Source organism: Pseudovibrio sp. Ad13 (genome assembly GCF_001623225.1).
GTDB lineage: Bacteria > Pseudomonadota > Alphaproteobacteria > Rhizobiales > Stappiaceae > Pseudovibrio.
On the sequence record NZ_LMCC01000015.1, the window covers coordinates 106,775 to 123,556 of the forward strand.

The window sequence follows — 16,782 nt, forward strand, 5'->3', positions numbered from 1 at the left end:
ATGCTAATGAACGCAACTTGCTCTATGTCCTGACAGGCGTGTGGCCTTAGTATTCAAAAAGCCAGCAGAACACGCTTTGCACGTCTTCAGGAAAAGAAAACATCTCCGGCTGTCACCAGCCGCTCGCCACCATGATCCATCTTGACGATCAGGCGGCCCATTTGGTCGATGTCCATAAAGACACCGGAAAACTCTTCATTGCTCAGGCGGACACGGATCGGTTTCCCGCGCCCCACGGCGCGTCGCAGCCATGCAGATCTGATCTCTTCAAACCCACTGGCAGCTTTCCACGTTTCCAGCCATCGTGCAAAACTTTGCGCAAGAGCGTCAAAGACCTGTTGCGGCTCACACATGTATCCCATGCTGCGTAAATCTGTAACAGCATAATCACCCAGATCCGGGTGATGAGACACGTTGACGCCAAAACCGCACACAAGGCACAGCTCACCATTAGGCCCACTTTCGCTCTCAAGCAATATGCCAGAGACTTTTTGTCCGTCGATGAGCACATCATTCGGCCACTTCAGTTGCACCAGATTATGCGCACCAGTTGCCCGTTCAATAGCCTCTCCAAGAGCAAGAGCAGCTACAAAGGGCAGCTGAACGATCTTCTCGTTCTGTACACCCACCCGCAGCAACACTGAGGCAAACAGATTGCCGGGCTCCGAAGTCCACGCCCGTCCACGACGTCCGCGCCCGCTCAGTTGAATATCGGAGCGGACCCACAGATTACCCGGATGCCCTTCCCGTGCCTTGTGCAGGCCGTGAGTATTGGTGGACCCGATCTGGTCGTAATACTCAAAACAAAAGCCCGGTGCAGATCGCACCGGGCCTTCGTCTTGTAATTGTCCAAGGTTCATCATAGGAAACTAGAACAAAACGCCAGCCGCATTGGCAGCCGCATTCATAATTGGTTCCGGCATGATGAAGAACAGTCCGACAACTGCGCTGGAAAGACCAAGCACAATTTTCATTTCACCAGACATTGGCAGGAACTCGCCAGTCGCATCATCAAAGAACATGACCTTGATCACACGCAGGTAATAGTAAGCAGCCACAACGCTGGTCACCAGACCAATCACGACCAATGGAGCAAGACCTGCATCCATCGCAGCGATGAACACGTAGAACTTACCAAAGAAGCCGATGAGTGGTGGCAGACCGGTCAGGGAGAACATGATCACTGCAAGCAACACTGCCATTGGCAGGTTGGTCTTGGAAAGACCTGCAAGATCGGAGATCTCTTCAACCATACCTTCCTTGCGGCGCATGGAAAGGATGCAAGCAAACGCACCCAGTGTCATCGCAAGGTAAGCAGTCATGAACACGATCAGACCGTGGACACCAGCTTCAGTACCAGCTGCCAGACCAACCAGAGCGTAACCCATGTTACCAATGGAAGAGTATGCCATCAGACGTTTGATGTTCTTCTGACCAATCGCAGCAAAGGCACCAAGACCCATGGACGCGATAGCGATGAACACAACGATCTGCTGCCAGTCCGTGGTCACATTGCCCAAAGGCTCAACCAGCACACGGATCAGCATACCGAACGCAGCAATTTTAGGCGCTGCTGCAAAGAACGCAGTAACTGGTGTTGGTGCACCCTCATAAACGTCCGGGGTCCACATATGGAATGGAACCGCAGAGATCTTGAAGGCAATACCTGCCAGCATGAACACGATACCGAACACCAGACCAAGGGATGCACGATCGTCTGTCAGAGCCGCCGCGATGCCAGTAAAGTCAGTGTGGCCGGTAAAGCCGTAGATGAAGGACATACCGTAAAGCAGCATACCGGAAGACAACGCACCAAGGACGAAGTACTTCAGGCCAGCCTCAGTAGAACGAACAGAGTCACGGTTAATCGCAGCAACCACGTAAAGAGCCAGAGACTGCAGCTCAACACCCAGATACATGGAGATCAGATCGTTGGCTGAAAGCATCAGCATCATACCAACGGTCGCGATCACGATGAGGATCGGGTATTCAAAGCGGTCAAAGTTCTGAGAACGTGCGTAAGCAACGGACATCGCAATCGCAAAGCCGGACCCGATCAGCACCAGTATTTTCATATACTGGGAGAACGCGTCCTGTACGAATGCGCCGTCAAATGTTGTGCCGTAATGCGGGCTCACCAGCAGGATCAGACCCGCAACAGTGAGCAACGCAACACAGATACCCGTTACCAGCGGAGTGGATTTCTCTCCACCAAAAGCTCCAACCATCAGCAGGACCATTGCGCCGAGAACCAGAAGGATCTCGGGCAATACCGGCATTAGATCAGGAATAGCTAGAAGCTCAGCATTCATGAGTGCACGGTCCCCTGTTAATGGCTAGACACTGCAGCGGCTGCATGGGCAAGACCCCCTGCATCAAGCGCGGCATTGTAGTTTTCGATAAGGGCACCAACGGACGCGGACGTCACATCCAGCACTGCTGCTGGGTAGAACCCGAAGAAGATAGTCAAAATGATCAGCGGAGCCAGGATGAGCTTCTCACGGCCTGTCAGGTCCAGCATAGACTTGAGGCTTTCCTTCTCCAACGCACCAAACACGACGCGGCGGTAAAGGAACAGAGCGTAAGCAGCAGACAGGATCACACCAGTCGCAGCGAAGAACGCCACCCACGTGTTCACCTGGAACACACCAATCATAGTCAGGAATTCACCCACGAAGCCGGCAGTTCCTGGTAGACCAACGTTTGCCATGGTGAAGATCATGAACGCCACCGCATAACGAGGCATGTTGTTCACGAGACCACCATAAGCCGTAATCTGACGGGTGTGCATCCGGTCATAAATCACGCCAACACACAGGAACAGTGCGCCAGAGATCAGACCGTGAGCCAACATCATAAAGATCGCGCCTTCAATACCCTGCGCATTGGCAGAGAAGATACCCATGGTCACGAAGCCCATATGAGCAACGGATGAGTAGGCAATCAACTTCTTGATGTCTTCCTGAGCCAGCGCCACCAGTGAGGTGTAGATGATCGCCACAACAGACAGCGTAAAGATGAACGGTGCGAACATATCACTGGCAATTGGGAACATTGGTAGTGAGAACCGAAGGAACCCATAACCACCCATCTTCAGCAGGATCGCAGCCAGAACAACAGAACCAGCCGTCGGCGCTTCCACGTGAGCATCTGGCAACCAGGTGTGAACAGGCCACATTGGCATCTTCACTGCAAAGCTTGCGAAGAAGGCCAGCCACAACCACGTCTGCATCGCTGCCGGGAATTCGCTCTCATTAAGCAGAGTTGGAATATCCAGCGTACCAGCCTGCCAGTACATGGCCATGATAGCCGCCAGCATCAGCACGGAGCCGAGCAAGGTGTACAGGAAGAACTTGTAGCTTGCATAAACGCGGCGCGGACCACCCCAAACACCGATGATCAGGAACATCGGAATAAGGCCAGCTTCAAAGAACACGTAGAACAGAACCAGATCCAGCGAACAGAACACACCGATCATCAGTGTTTCCAGTACGAGGAAAGCGATCATGTATTCCTTGACGCGGGTCTGAATGCTTTCCCAGCTCGCCAGAATACACAGCGGCATAAGGAAAGTAGTCAGGATCACGAACAGCATGGAAATGCCGTCAACGCCCATGTGGTAGGTGAAGGTATCACCAAACCAGTTGTGCTTCTCCACCATCTGGAAGCCAGGGTTCTCGTTGGTGAACCCGCCCCAGATGAACAAGGAGACGATAAATGTGAAACTCGTCGTAATCAGCGCAACACGCCGAATATTCGTTTTCGCATCTGGGTCATCTCCCCGCACCAGCAGGATGAAGAACACACCGACCAGTGGGAGAAATGTTGTGATGGAAAGGATGGACCAGTCGTTCATTAATGAACTCCCCCACCGGAGAACATGGCCAGGGTCACGAAGAAGGCAACCCCGATCAACATGGCAAATGCATAGTGATAGATGTAGCCAGACTGCAACCGAACAACCCAACCGGTAACCTGCTGAACGCGTGAGGCAACACCGTCAGGACCAAGTCCGTCAATCACAGTGCCGTCACCGCGCTTCCACAGGAAGCGGCCAAGAGCCAGGGAAGGTTTCACGAACAGGAAGTCATAAAGCTCATCAAAGTACCACTTGTTCAGGAGGAACAGGTACAGAGGTTTATGACGCTCTGCCAGAGCCTTCGGCATATCTGGTTTAGCGATGTAGAAGAGGTAAGCGATGATGAAACCGCCAGCCATTGCAAGCCATGGGGAAAGCTTCACGAGCCAATGGACGTGATGCATTTCTTCAATGACTGCGAGCTCACTGTTCGTACCGCCAAAGACATTCTTCCAGAAGCTGAGATAGTCAGCACCAATAAAGGCATCCTTGAACACCATACCGGCAAAAGCTGCACCAAGTGCAAGCAACAGCAGCGGTACAAGCATAACCCATGGGCTCTCATGGATGTGTTTCATCACATCAACAGAAGCACGGGTCTTGCCGTGGAAGGTCATGAACACCAGACGCCAGCTGTAGAAACTGGTCAGCGCAGCTGCAAGCACCGTTGCCCAGAAGGCATAGGAGGCAAACATGTTGTGACCAACATAAGCAGCTTCAATGATCGCATCTTTGGAGATGAAGCCAGCTGTACCGATGTAGGTAAACGGAATACCGAAACCAGTCAGTGCCAGCGTACCAATCATCATGGTCCAGTAGGTCCATGGAATGTGCTTACGCAGACCACCCATCTTACGCATGTCCTGCTCGTCAGACACAGAGTGAATGACGGAGCCAGCGCATAAGAACAGCAGCGCTTTAAAGAACGCGTGTGTGAACAGGTGGAAGATACCAACACCGAATGCACCAACACCCAGCGCCACGAACATGTAACCCAGCTGAGAACAGGTGGAATAGGCAATCACGCGCTTGATATCGTTCTGCACACAGCCAATGGTCGCTGCAAAGAAGGCAGTCGTCGCACCAAAGAAGGTCACAACAGTCAGGGCCGTTGGCGCAAGTTCAAAGATTGGCGCAAGACGCGCAACCATGAACACACCAGCTGTCACCATGGTCGCTGCGTGGATCAGCGCGGAAACAGGCGTTGGGCCTTCCATCGCATCCGGCAACCAGGTGTGAAGCAGGAACTGAGCTGATTTACCCATGGCACCCATGAAGAGCAGCAGACAGACAACTGTCAGCGCTGCTTCAGGCATCAACTCATAGCCAAGGAAGTTCAGAACAGGTTCTTTATTCTCAAGAAGAGAAGGACCGCTGCTGAAAATCGTTGCGAAGTCGATGGAACCGTACAGGTAGAAAACACCGAAGATACCCAGAGCGAAACCAAAGTCACCCACACGGTTGACGATGAATGCTTTCATCGCAGCCGCATTGGCAGAAGGTTTCTTGTACCAGAACCCGATCAATAGATAGGATGCCAGACCAACGCCTTCCCAACCAAAGAACATTTGCAGCAAGTCATCAGAGGTGACCAGTGCCAACATTGAGAAGGTAAAGAAAGACAGGTATGCAAAGAACCGCGGACGATGCGGATCGTGGTGCATGTACCCGATAGAGTAAATGTGAACCAGACAGGAAACGGAGTTCACAACCACCAGCATCACTGCGGTGAGTGTATCAACACGAATTGTCCAGTTAACCGACAGATCCCCGGAGGTGATCCAGCGGAAAATTGTCACAATCTGCGTGCTCTCCGACCCAAGGCCGTATTGAAAAAACACCACCCATGACAAAAGGGCTGCGACAATCATAAAGCCGCTGGTGATGTACTCGCTGGCTTTGACCCCAAGCCGATTGCCGAACATTCCGACAATCAGGAAGCCAAGCAACGGCAGAAAAACGATTGCTGAAAACATCCGCCCCTCAGCCTTTCATCATATTGATGTCTTCCACGGCAATAGAGCCGCGGTTACGGAAGTAAACAACCAGAATAGCAAGACCAATGGCCGCCTCTGCTGCTGCAACGGTAAGGACCAGGAGCGCAAAGATCTGACCAACCATGTCCTGCATGAAGTAGGAAAATGCCACCAGGTTGATATTAACTGCGAGCAATAAGAGCTCGATAGACATCAGGATCACGATGACGTTCTTTCGGTTGAGAAAGATGCCAAAGATCCCGATGGTGAATAGGATCGCTGCGACCCCGAGATAGTGCGCTATGCCAATTTCCATGGGCGCCTCTCAGTGCTCCCCGTGTTCTATTCAAATTCCGGAGAAGGAACCTTCAAGAGGAAGGCCTTTTCTCCGGCACGAATTAATGATGAAGACCCGTTACAAACGCGTCTTACAACCCCTTGCCTCTTTCAACTTTGACCACTTCGATCGAAGTTTCAGGACGACGGGCAACCTGCTCAGAGATGTTCTGACGGCGTACGCCCGGCTTATGGCGGAGGGTCAATACAATCGCACCGATCATTGCAACCAGCAGCACCAGACCAGAAACCTGGAACCAGTAAATGTAGCGGGTGTAAAGCAATTCACCGATAGCGGCGATATTTTGTGTCTGCTCAACAGGAGGTGTCGGGGCGGACCCTTCACCTAGCATGCCAGGAGCGATGTACCAGCCACTGGCAACCATCAAAAGTTCAGCCAGCAGAATTGCACCAATCAGCGCGCCGATTGGCAAATACTGCAAGAACCCCTGACGCATTTCGGCAAAGTCAACATCCAGCATCATGACCACGAACAGGAACAGCACCATGACCGCACCCACGTAGACAACAACCAGAAGCATCGCCAGATACTCGGCACCAATCAGTACAAACAACCCGGCTGCATTAAAGAAGCACAGGATGAGGAACAGCACTGAGTGAACCGGATTGCGAGAAGCAATCACCATGAAGGCAGAGGCCACCGCAAGTGCGGCAAACAGATAGAAAAACAGGGCCTGCAAAACCATTTTTAGGTTGCCTTTGTCCTATTGTCTCGCCCGGTCAGTGCAAAGCCCCAACCGGACACAATCCACTCCCGTTACCTTAACGGTACGGAGCATCCAATTCGATATTGCGAGCGATCTCACGCTCCCAACGCTCCCCATTCGCAAGCAGCTTGTCCTTGTCGTAGAACAGCTCTTCCCGCGTCTCGGTCGCAAATTCAAAGTTCGGGCCTTCCACGATCGCATCCACCGGACACGCTTCCTGACAGAACCCGCAGTAAATGCACTTGGTCATGTCAATATCGTAGCGAGTGGTACGGCGTGTCCCGTCATTACGACGAGGTCCAGCTTCAATCGTAATGGCCTGCGCAGGGCAGATCGCTTCACACAGCTTACAAGCAATGCAGCGCTCTTCTCCGTTCGGATACCGGCGCAAGGCGTGTTCACCGCGAAAACGCGGGCTTACAGCACCCTTCTCAAAGGGATAGTTAATCGTCGGCTTTGGCTTGAAGAAGTAACGCATGGCAAGAAAAAACGCCGATACGAACTCCTTCAAAAGCAACGACTTTGCGGCCTGTCCCAGTCCCATAGCCTTTACAGCCCTTTCTTGATCGAACATGCCACCGGCATGGAAGATCGATTACAATCCAAGAGAACCTATGAGCACTTCTAAGAAGTCATACTAGGTTCTCGTTACCCTTTCCTCTCGAATTAAGGAGCAATGCTAGCTCCGGCGAGATATACGATAATCGGAATCCCGATTATCGTCAGGGTAAAAATGACTTTGCGGATCGTCGGTTCCGCCAGCTCAACCCAACCTTTTTCAGCTGGGTTGCGCTCTTTTCCTTTGTTGATGGCTGCCTCCATAAATCCAAGAAGGAGACGGTAGTTCAGCCATCCAAGGTAAATTCCCATGACACCGCCGATTAACCCGGCGATGGAAATCATGCTCCGAACCCACCCACTGGTGGGGTCCAGCCCATGAACATCAGCACGAAGGCCACGATGAACACCATTGCCAGTGACAGCGGCAGGAAGACTTTCCACCCCAGACGCATCAGCTGGTCATAGCGATACCGCGGGACCATTGCTTTCGCCATGGAGATGAAGAAGAACACCAACAAACTCTTGAGCAGGAACCAGACGACACCAGGCACCCATGTGAACGGTGCGATATCCAATGGAGGCAACCAGCCACCCATGAACAGGATGGTCATCAGACCACACATCAAGGAGATCGCCACATACTCACCCAACATGAACATCATGTAAGGGGTAGAGCCGTACTCAACCATGAAGCCCGCAACCAGTTCGGATTCCGCTTCTGCCAGATCAAATGGAGGACGGTTTGTTTCAGCAAGTGCAGAAACAAAGAACACCACGAACATCGGGAACAGCGGCAACCAGTACCAGTTCAAAATAGACAACCATGGAACGCCCAGCACGTGAGCAAGCCCGCGAGCCTGCTGCGCATAAACGATCTCGGTCAGGTTCAACGAACCAACGCAAAGCAGAACAGTTACGATCACGAAGCCGATAGACACTTCGTAAGAAACCATCTGAGCTGCAGAACGCAGAGCTGACAGGAACGGGTATTTGGAGTTGGACGCCCAACCACCGATGATCACGCCGTAAACTCCAAGGGAGCTGATCGCGAACACATACAAAATACCCACGTTGATGTTTGCAATCACCCAGCCATCCGCAACAGGCATAACCACCCATGCAGCGAGGGAAAGAACCACTGTAATCAGCGGTGCAAACAAAAACAGGAACTTATCAGATCCCGATGGGATTACTGGCTCTTTCAAAACGAATTTCAAAAGATCCGCAAAACTCTGCAGCAAGCCCCAGGGGCCAACAACGTTAGGACCACGACGGATCTGGACAGCAGCCCAGATCTTACGGTCAGCGTATAGAATGTAAGCAACGATCAGCAGCAGCACGACCATCAACAACACGCTCTGGAAGAGCATGATGATCAGCGGCCAGCCATAATCCCAGAAAAAAGCTTCCATGCTCACCGTCCCCTTATTCCGCCGCCTCAGCTCGGCGCTGTATGGCAAGAGCGGAACACTCGGCCATCACCGCTGAAGCTCGGGCAATCGGGTTGGTTAGATAAAAATCATTGAATGCCTGTGCGAAACCGGCACCATTCATATCACCACCGCGCGCGGCAAGCTTGGAAACATCCGAAGCAACACCGGTCGCGATGCAATTTACATTCGCCATATGAGGAACGGCCTCAATAACAGCACCGCGCAACTGCGCAAAACTGTTGAAGGAAAGCGGCTTACCAAGTGCACCGGAAAGTGCACGAATGATCGCCCAGTCCTCACGTGCATCACCAGGAGGGAATGCAGCGCGGTTTGCCAGCTGTACACGGCCTTCCAGGTTCACAAATGTCCCTGGTTTTTCGGTGTAAGCAGCACCTGGTAAAATAACGTCAGCGCGGTGTGCACCGCGGTCACCGTGTGTACCGATGTAAACAACAAACGCATCACCGAAGGACGCCATGTCCAGTTCATCTGCACCAAGCAGGAACACAACATCAAGGTCGCCTTTAGCAGCTGCGTCTTGAATACCACCAGTATCCAGACCGCCCTCACCCGGAACAAGTCCGATATCCAGACCACCAACGCGGCTGGCAGCAGTGTGCAGAACGTTAAAGCCGTTCCACTCATCGCTCACAGCACCAACGCTTTCAGCAAGCTTGGCAGCAGCAGCCAGCACAGCAGCACCGTCTTCACGGGCAATCGCGCCTTCACCAACGATAATCATTGGATTCTTCGCGTTCTTCAGGACCTCTGCAAATGCATTCTTGCCAGAAGCAAGATCCGCCAGAGTGTCCGGACCAGCACCGAGGTAATCCACATCATAAGTCAGGTCTGCAGGCTGGCCAATCAGACCAACTTTTGCACCGCCATGACGCCAAACCTTACGGATGCGCGCATTGAGAACTGGCGCTTCAACACGTGGATTAGCACCCACGAGCAGAATTGCATCAGCGTCTTCAATACCTTCCACGGAAGAGTTAAACAGATAGGTTGTCCGGCCAAGCGACGGATCGAGCTGAGCACCATCCTGACGGCAATCCATGTTGGCTGAACCAACACTCTCCATCAGAGCCTTCAGAGCGAACATCTCTTCAACAGTAGCAAGGTCACCAGCGATCGCAGCAGTTTTAACACCACCAGCCGCTTTCACCTTTGACGCAACCGCATTCAGAGCGTCAGTCCAGCTCGCAGGAGCCAACTTGCCGTTCTGCTTCACATATGGGCGATCCAGACGCTGTGTCTTCAGACCATCCCAGATAAAGCGGGTTTTGTCGGAGATCCATTCCTCGTTCACCTCTTCATTGAGGCGAGGCATGATGCGCATGACTTCTTTACCGCGTGTATCCACACGGATAGCAGACCCAAGAGCGTCCATCACATCAACGCTTTCTGTCTTCACCAGTTCCCATGGACGAGCATTGAACTCGTATGGGCGAGAAGTCAGAGCACCAACCGGGCAAAGGTCAATCACGTTGCCCTGCAGCTCGGAGGAAAGCGCTTCTTCAAGATAAGTGGTAATCTCGGCGTCTTCACCGCGGCCAATCAGGCCCAGTTCGGAAACACCGGCAACCTCGGTCGTAAAGCGAACACAGCGCGTGCAGTGAATGCAGCGTGTCATGATCGTCTTAACAAGCGGACCGACATATTTATTTTCAACCGCGCGCTTGTTTTCCGCATAACGGGAACTATCTACACCGTAAGCCATGGCCTGATCCTGAAGATCACACTCACCGCCTTGGTCACAGATAGGGCAGTCCAGCGGGTGGTTGATCAGGAGAAACTCCATCACACCTTCACGCGCCTTTTTCACCATAGGAGATTTTGTAAAAATCTCTGGTGGCTGGCCTTCTGGTCCCGGACGCAGATCGCGCACGCCCATTGCACAAGAGGCAACCGGTTTTGGCGGTCCGCCTTTTACTTCTACAAGGCACATGCGGCAGTTGCCGGCTACAGAAAGCCGGTCATGAAAACAGAACCGAGGAATTTCCGCGCCGGCCTCTTCACAGGCCTGCATAACGGTATATTCCGCAGGAACTTCAATTTCTTTGCCGTCGACGACAAGCTTGGTCATGCGTTGGCATCCTCACCCTTAGCTTCTTTAGCCCGATAAGCTTCAAGAAGCTCAGTCACTTCAATTCCATCGATGGTCATGCCCTCAAGCCGGCAGCTTTTGAGTTTAGCGCCAGCCAGATTGGCATTTTCAAGGATCAGCCCAGAAAGATTGACTTTCTCGACTGACCAACCAGAAAGGTTTGCATCAAGGATAGACCAGCCTGAGAGATTAACGTCGTTGATGCGGCCACCGGACAGATTCACATTCGTGAAAGAGCAACCAGACAGATTGCAATCCACAAACAAAGAACCGGAAAGGTCGCTTTCGTTCACATTCAGACGTTTTTTCTCATTGCTGATCTTCATATCCCCTACTCCGCTGCAATCTTGTCGGTCGGTGTGCGCTGCGTAGCAACGTATTGATCGATCCGATCTTCAATCACAGGGCGGAAGTTTTTGATCAAACCCTGAATAGGCCATGCAGCCGCATCACCAAGCGCGCAGATCGTATGTCCTTCCACCTGCTTGGTTACTTTGAACAGCATGTCGATTTCTTCATAAGAGCTCTCGCCCTTGACCATCCGCTCCATCACGCGCCACATCCAGCCCGTGCCTTCACGGCACGGCGTACACTGACCGCAGCTCTCGTGTTTGTAGAAGTAGGACAGACGGGCAATCGCTTTGATGATGTCCGTGGAGTTGTCCATCACGATCACAGCAGCTGTACCCAGGGAAGAGCCAACTTCGCGCAGACCGTCAAAGTCCATCTTGGCGTCACGGATCTCTTCGCCCTTCACACAAGGAACAGAAGAACCACCCGGAATAACCGCCAGCAGATTGTCCCAGCCGCCGCGGATACCACCGCAGTGCTTTTCAATCAGTTCCTTGAACGGAATACCCATGGTTTCTTCAACGGTACAAGGTTTATTCACGTGTCCGGAAACACAGAACAGCTTTGTGCCAGCGTTGTTTTCGCGGCCAATACCGGAGAACCATGCACCACCACGACGCAAGATGGTCGGAGCAACAGCAATGGATTCCACGTTGTTCACTGTGGTTGGGCAGCCATAGATACCCATGTTCGCAGGGAACGGAGGCTTCAGACGCGGCTGACCTTTTTTACCTTCAAGACTTTCCAGCAGTGCAGTTTCTTCACCGCAGATGTAAGCCCCTGCACCGTGGTGCACGTAGATATCAAAGTCGTAGCCGTTCTTGTTGTTCTTGCCGATCAGGCCAGCATCATATGCCTGATCAATCGCAGCCTGCAGACGCTCACGTTCACGAATGAACTCGCCGCGCACGTAAATGTACGCAGCAATAGCACCCATCGCGAAACCAGCAAGCAAGCAGCCCTCAACCAGATGGTGAGGATCGTGACGCATGATTTCACGGTCTTTACAGGTGCCCGGCTCGGACTCATCTGCATTGACCACGAGATAGGCCGGACGACCATCGCTTTCCTTCGGCATGAAGGACCACTTCAGGCCAGTCGGGAAGCCCGCACCACCACGACCACGAAGACCGGAAGTCTTCATTTCGTCGATGATCCAGCTGCGACCTTTGTCAATAATGTCTTTGGTACCAGACCATGACCCGCGCTGACGAGCTCCTTCGAGCCCCCAGTCATGCAGACCATAGATATTGGTGAAGATACGATCGGAATCGTTCAGCATCGCTTACCCCTCACCTTTCGCTTTGGCTTCCTGAGCTTTGCGGTGGCTCTCCAAGAACTCCGCAACACCAGCCTCAGCTGGACGAGGAACACCAGTATAACCAGCACCGCCAGTATTCAGAGCAGCACCTGCATGGTGCCGTGACGCTGCATCGGAACCGTCAACAACGATCGCTTCCTGAGGTGCACCCTTAGTGGTGTCCTCAATATTCAGCAATGTGGTTGGACCACCCTCTGGCGCCGCAAAGATACGGTCAACACCCTGAGGGCCCGGCAGAACCGGCTTTCCGCCTGCAATGTCATCAAGAAGCTTTTCAAACTTCTCAACATCCAGATCCTCATAGAAGTCTTTGAAGATCTGCACCATCGGCGCGTTTACACAAGCACCAAGGCACTCAACCTCTTCCCAAGAGAAGTTTCCGTCTTCGGAAAGGGTATGAGGGGTCTCGGAGATCTTGCTTTTACAAACTTTGATAAGCTCTTCAGAACCACGCAACTGACAAGGGGTCGTACCACACACCTGAATGTGTGCTTTTTTACCGACCGGCTGCAGCTGGAACATGGTGTAGAAGGTAGCCACTTCCAGAACACGGATGCGAGGCATATCGAGCATTTCAGAGATCGCACGGATCGCTGGCTCGGTCACCCAACCAACCTGCTCTTGCGCACGCCACAGAATTGGTACGACAGCAGATGCCTGACGCCCTTCCGGGTAACGCGCGATAACTTTATTCGCCCATTCCAGATTTTCTGGAGAGAACTCAAAAGACTCTGGCTGTTCGTGATGAAGACGACGCACTGACATTACCGGTCAATCTCCCCAAATACGATATCGATGGAACCGATGACAGCGGCAACGTCAGCCAACATATGGCCGCGGCACAGGTAATCCAACGCCTGCAGGTGAGCAAAGCCAGGAGCCTTGATCTTGCAGCGGTAAGGCTTATTGGTTCCATCAGAAACGAGATACACGCCGAATTCGCCTTTTGGCGCCTCAACGGCTGCATAAATCTCGCCTTCAGGGACCTTATAACCCTCGGTGTAAAGTTTGAAGTGATGGATCAGAGCTTCCATAGAGCGCTTCATTTCACCGCGCTTTGGTGGAACCACTTTACCATCGGTTGAAGAAACAGGGCCAGTTTCCTTACCCAGCATCTCCAGACACTGCTTAATGATGCGAACAGACTGATGCATCTCAAACATGCGGATCAGGTAACGGTCGTAACAGTCGCCGTTCTTACCGATTGCAATGTCGAATTCCATCTCATCGTAGCACTCGTAAGGCTGCGACTTGCGCAAATCCCACTTCGCACCGGAACCACGAACCATCACACCGGAAAAGCCCATAGCCCAGGCTTCATCAAGATCAACAACGCCGATATCAACGTTACGCTGTTTGAAGATACGGTTGTCAGTCAGAAGGCCTTCAATGTCGTCAAGGGTTTTAAGGAACGGATCACACCAGTTCCACATGTCCTCAAGCAACTGAGCAGGAAGATCCTGATGCACGCCGCCCGGACGCACATAAGCCGCGTGCATACGAGCACCACAACCGCGCTCATAAAACGCCATAAGCTCTTCGCGAGGCTCAAAGCCCCACAGCGGCGGCGTCAACGCACCAACATCCATCGCCTGCGTCGTCACGTTCAAAAGGTGTGACAGCAAACGTCCAATTTCAGAGTAAAGCACACGGATCAGCTGACCGCGCTTTGGCACTTCAATGCCCAGCAAGCGTTCAACCGCAAGAGCAAAGGCATGCTCCTGATTCATTGGTGCTACATAGTCCAACCGGTCGAAGTAAGGCACAGCCTGAAGATAGGTCTTGTGCTCGATCAGTTTTTCAGTACCCCGGTGCAGCAGACCGATATGCGGGTCAACGCGCGTGACCACCTCACCGTCCAGTTCAAGAACCAGACGAAGCACACCGTGCGCCGCAGGGTGCTGCGGACCAAAGTTAATATTAAAGTTTCGTACCTGAGCCTCAGCCATTCTCTACCCGTGCCTCAGTTCGATGCTTTTTCATCACCAGGAAGCACATAGTCAGTACCTTCCCATGGTGAGAGGAAATCAAAACTACGGAATTCCTGAGTAAGCTGCACAGGCTCATAAACAACACGCTTCTTGGTGTCGTCGTAACGAACCTCTACATAACCTGTCAGAGGAAAATCCTTGCGAAGCGGGAAACCGTCAAAACCGTAGTCAGTCAGCAAGCGCCGCAGATCCGGGTTACCGGTGAACAAAATGCCGTACATATCGTAGGCTTCACGTTCAAACCATTCAGCACCCTTGAAAATGGAGATAACAGAAGGAACCGGAGTGGCCTCATCTGTCTGAACCTTCACGCGAACGCGCAAGTTCTGAACGGGGGAAAGCAGGTGGTACACAACGTCGAAACGTTTTTCCCGAGCTGGCCAGTCCACACCGCAAATATCAACCAATGCTACAAAGCCGCACCGCGCGTCATCGCGCAGGAAACGCAAAACATTGATAATCTGATCATGGGACACATTAAGAGCCAGATCGCCATAAGCAACCGACCAGCCCTTAACTTTGTCTCCAAGCGTTAGCTCGATAAATTCACCGAGTTCGCTAAGCGTCTCGTCCATTACCTTGTTTCCTATAGGTTGGACATCTCACAAATGGCAAGGAACCCCATGCCAGCAATGTCGATAAGGCCGCGCACCACGAAAGTGCACGACCTGTAATTTATCTTTCAATCGTACCTGTGCGGCGGATCTTCTTCTGCAGCAGCAGCACACCATAAAGCAGCGCTTCAGCAGTTGGAGGACAACCCGGCACATAGATGTCAACCGGAACAACCCGGTCACATCCGCGCACAACAGAATAGGAATAGTGGTAGTAACCGCCGCCATTTGCACATGATCCCATGGAGATCACATAGCGAGGCTCTGGCATCTGGTCGTAAACCTTACGCAGCGCAGGTGCCATTTTGTTGGTCAGTGTTCCTGCAACAATCATCACGTCAGACTGACGTGGGGAGCCACGAGGAGCAAAGCCGAAACGCTCTGCGTCATAACGCGGCATCGACATCTGCATCATTTCCACTGCACAACAAGCAAGACCAAACGTCATCCACATGAGCGAACCGGTACGTGCCCACTGAATCAGACTTTCACTGGAAGTAACCAGAAAACCTTTATCAGAAAGCTCGTTGTTCACATTCATGAAGAACGGATCATTTTCGCCCACCGGGCGGCCTGTGTTGGGATCAATGATCCCTTTTGGAGCTTCAGAAACAAGAGGCTTGGAGCCGTCAGAGATCAATCCCATTCCAGCGCTCCCTTCTTCCATTCATAGATGAACCCAATCGTGAGCACGCCCAGGAAGATCATCATGGAAACGAAGCCAAACCAGCCCAGTCCGCCATAAGCAACAGCCCATGGGAAGAGGAAAGCAACTTCGAGATCAAAGATGATGAAGAGGATCGATACCAGATAAAACCGGATGTCGAATTTCATACGCGCGTCATCAAAGGCATTAAAGCCGCACTCGTAAGCGGAGAGCTTCTCAGAATCTGGATTCTTAAAAGCTACGATAAACGGGGCAATGAGAAGCGCGAGGCCAATAACGAGGGCAACACCGATAAAGACGACAATCGGGATGTACTCCCTGAGGAGGTCTTCCATTTGTATATCCGTCCCTGGACGTAACAGGTCATGCGACCAATAAAACTCTTGGTGCACTGCACACACGGCAGAAAGTAGGGCGTAAGATTTGGAAGGACACCCTAGGATCCGGTGTATCTAGTCGCACCGCAACGCACGATTAGCTTAGCCCCACCATCTGCGCAAGACCTTACAACGGAGTAAATCGGGTCGGAAAGAGTGCCTTACGCCGCGAGAAGATCACATTCTCGAGAGGCGGGCACTAAAAAGCCGCTAAAAACCTAGAGATATATATTATGAGTAAAATACTCATATTAAAATAGAAAAATGACGTTTTCTAACAATTGCTTGGGAAAACTACTCAAGACTTAAAATCGGACAATAAAATTGGTGCATTTTCCTGCGTAGTTCTGCGTAAATAGTCAAAATGTCTCAATTGAAGAGTCGCGGGGCAATACCCATGGGCCTGCACTACTTGCTACACTTTAAGTCCCTGCCCGCAAAAACTTGTCCGCTAAATC

17 protein-coding genes are annotated in these 16,782 nt (G+C 52.1%); all 17 read right to left on the bottom strand.

The window, feature by feature from the left end:
- Positions 1-86: 86 nt before the first annotated feature.
- Positions 87-827, bottom strand: coding sequence for a biotin--[acetyl-CoA-carboxylase] ligase (locus PsAD13_RS17625; protein WP_208986745.1), 741 nt, complete (start codon positions 825-827; stop codon positions 87-89).
- Between the two features lie 42 nt (positions 828-869).
- Positions 870-2,312: an NADH-quinone oxidoreductase subunit NuoN gene (gene nuoN / locus PsAD13_RS17630; RefSeq protein ID WP_057465600.1), complete on the bottom strand. Its 1,443-nt coding sequence runs from the start codon at positions 2,310-2,312 to the stop codon at positions 870-872.
- Positions 2,313-2,329: 17 nt separating this feature from the next.
- Entirely contained in the window at positions 2,330-3,856 is a 1,527-nt protein-coding gene (locus PsAD13_RS17635; protein WP_057465601.1) for an NADH-quinone oxidoreductase subunit M, read from the bottom strand.
- Entirely contained in the window at positions 3,856-5,835 is a 1,980-nt protein-coding gene (nuoL, locus tag PsAD13_RS17640) for an NADH-quinone oxidoreductase subunit L (protein ID WP_057465602.1), read from the bottom strand. The genes PsAD13_RS17635 and nuoL overlap by 1 nt, the downstream gene beginning before the upstream one ends.
- A 7-nt stretch (positions 5,836-5,842) precedes the next feature.
- The gene (nuoK, locus tag PsAD13_RS17645; protein ID WP_057465603.1) at positions 5,843-6,151 is read right to left on the bottom strand and encodes an NADH-quinone oxidoreductase subunit NuoK; all 309 of its coding nucleotides are present in this window, start codon (positions 6,149-6,151) and stop codon (positions 5,843-5,845) included.
- 112 nt (positions 6,152-6,263) lie between these two features.
- On the bottom strand, positions 6,264-6,878 hold the full coding sequence (locus PsAD13_RS17650) for an NADH-quinone oxidoreductase subunit J (RefSeq protein ID WP_057465604.1): 615 nt from the start codon (positions 6,876-6,878) through the stop codon (positions 6,264-6,266).
- Positions 6,879-6,954: 76 nt separating this feature from the next.
- The gene (gene nuoI, locus PsAD13_RS17655) at positions 6,955-7,443 is read right to left on the bottom strand and encodes an NADH-quinone oxidoreductase subunit NuoI (protein ID WP_057465605.1); all 489 of its coding nucleotides are present in this window, start codon (positions 7,441-7,443) and stop codon (positions 6,955-6,957) included.
- A gap of 122 nt (positions 7,444-7,565) precedes the next feature.
- Positions 7,566-7,802 carry a hypothetical protein gene (locus tag PsAD13_RS17660; protein ID WP_063319013.1) on the bottom strand — a complete coding sequence of 79 codons (237 nt, stop codon included), beginning with the start codon at positions 7,800-7,802 and terminating at the stop codon, positions 7,566-7,568.
- Complete coding sequence (nuoH, locus tag PsAD13_RS17665; protein WP_063319014.1) at positions 7,799-8,872, bottom strand: NADH-quinone oxidoreductase subunit NuoH; 1,074 nt, start codon at positions 8,870-8,872, stop codon at positions 7,799-7,801. The genes PsAD13_RS17660 and nuoH overlap by 4 nt, the downstream gene beginning before the upstream one ends.
- Positions 8,873-8,885: 13 nt before the next feature.
- Positions 8,886-10,982: an NADH-quinone oxidoreductase subunit NuoG gene (gene nuoG / locus PsAD13_RS17670; protein ID WP_063319015.1), complete on the bottom strand. Its 2,097-nt coding sequence runs from the start codon at positions 10,980-10,982 to the stop codon at positions 8,886-8,888.
- Positions 10,979-11,329 (bottom strand): pentapeptide repeat-containing protein, encoded by a 351-nt coding sequence (locus PsAD13_RS17675; RefSeq protein ID WP_063305297.1) that lies wholly within the window; start codon positions 11,327-11,329, stop codon positions 10,979-10,981. Before PsAD13_RS17675 ends, nuoG begins: the two co-directional genes overlap by 4 nt.
- Before the next feature lie 5 nt (positions 11,330-11,334).
- On the bottom strand, positions 11,335-12,636 hold the full coding sequence (gene nuoF / locus PsAD13_RS17680; RefSeq protein WP_057465610.1) for an NADH-quinone oxidoreductase subunit NuoF: 1,302 nt from the start codon (positions 12,634-12,636) through the stop codon (positions 11,335-11,337).
- A gap of 3 nt (positions 12,637-12,639) precedes the next feature.
- Entirely contained in the window at positions 12,640-13,440 is an 801-nt protein-coding gene (gene nuoE / locus PsAD13_RS17685; protein ID WP_057465611.1) for an NADH-quinone oxidoreductase subunit NuoE, read from the bottom strand.
- Positions 13,440-14,624 carry an NADH-quinone oxidoreductase subunit D gene (locus tag PsAD13_RS17690; RefSeq protein WP_057465612.1) on the bottom strand — a complete coding sequence of 395 codons (1,185 nt, stop codon included), beginning with the start codon at positions 14,622-14,624 and terminating at the stop codon, positions 13,440-13,442. Before PsAD13_RS17690 ends, nuoE begins: the two co-directional genes overlap by 1 nt.
- Positions 14,625-14,638: 14 nt before the next feature.
- Positions 14,639-15,241 carry an NADH-quinone oxidoreductase subunit C gene (locus PsAD13_RS17695; protein ID WP_057465613.1) on the bottom strand — a complete coding sequence of 201 codons (603 nt, stop codon included), beginning with the start codon at positions 15,239-15,241 and terminating at the stop codon, positions 14,639-14,641.
- A gap of 100 nt (positions 15,242-15,341) precedes the next feature.
- Positions 15,342-15,926, bottom strand: coding sequence for an NADH-quinone oxidoreductase subunit B (locus tag PsAD13_RS17700; protein WP_057465614.1), 585 nt, complete (start codon positions 15,924-15,926; stop codon positions 15,342-15,344).
- Entirely contained in the window at positions 15,917-16,282 is a 366-nt protein-coding gene (locus PsAD13_RS17705; protein ID WP_057465615.1) for an NADH-quinone oxidoreductase subunit A, read from the bottom strand. Before PsAD13_RS17705 ends, PsAD13_RS17700 begins: the two co-directional genes overlap by 10 nt.
- Positions 16,283-16,782: the final 500 nt, after the last annotated feature.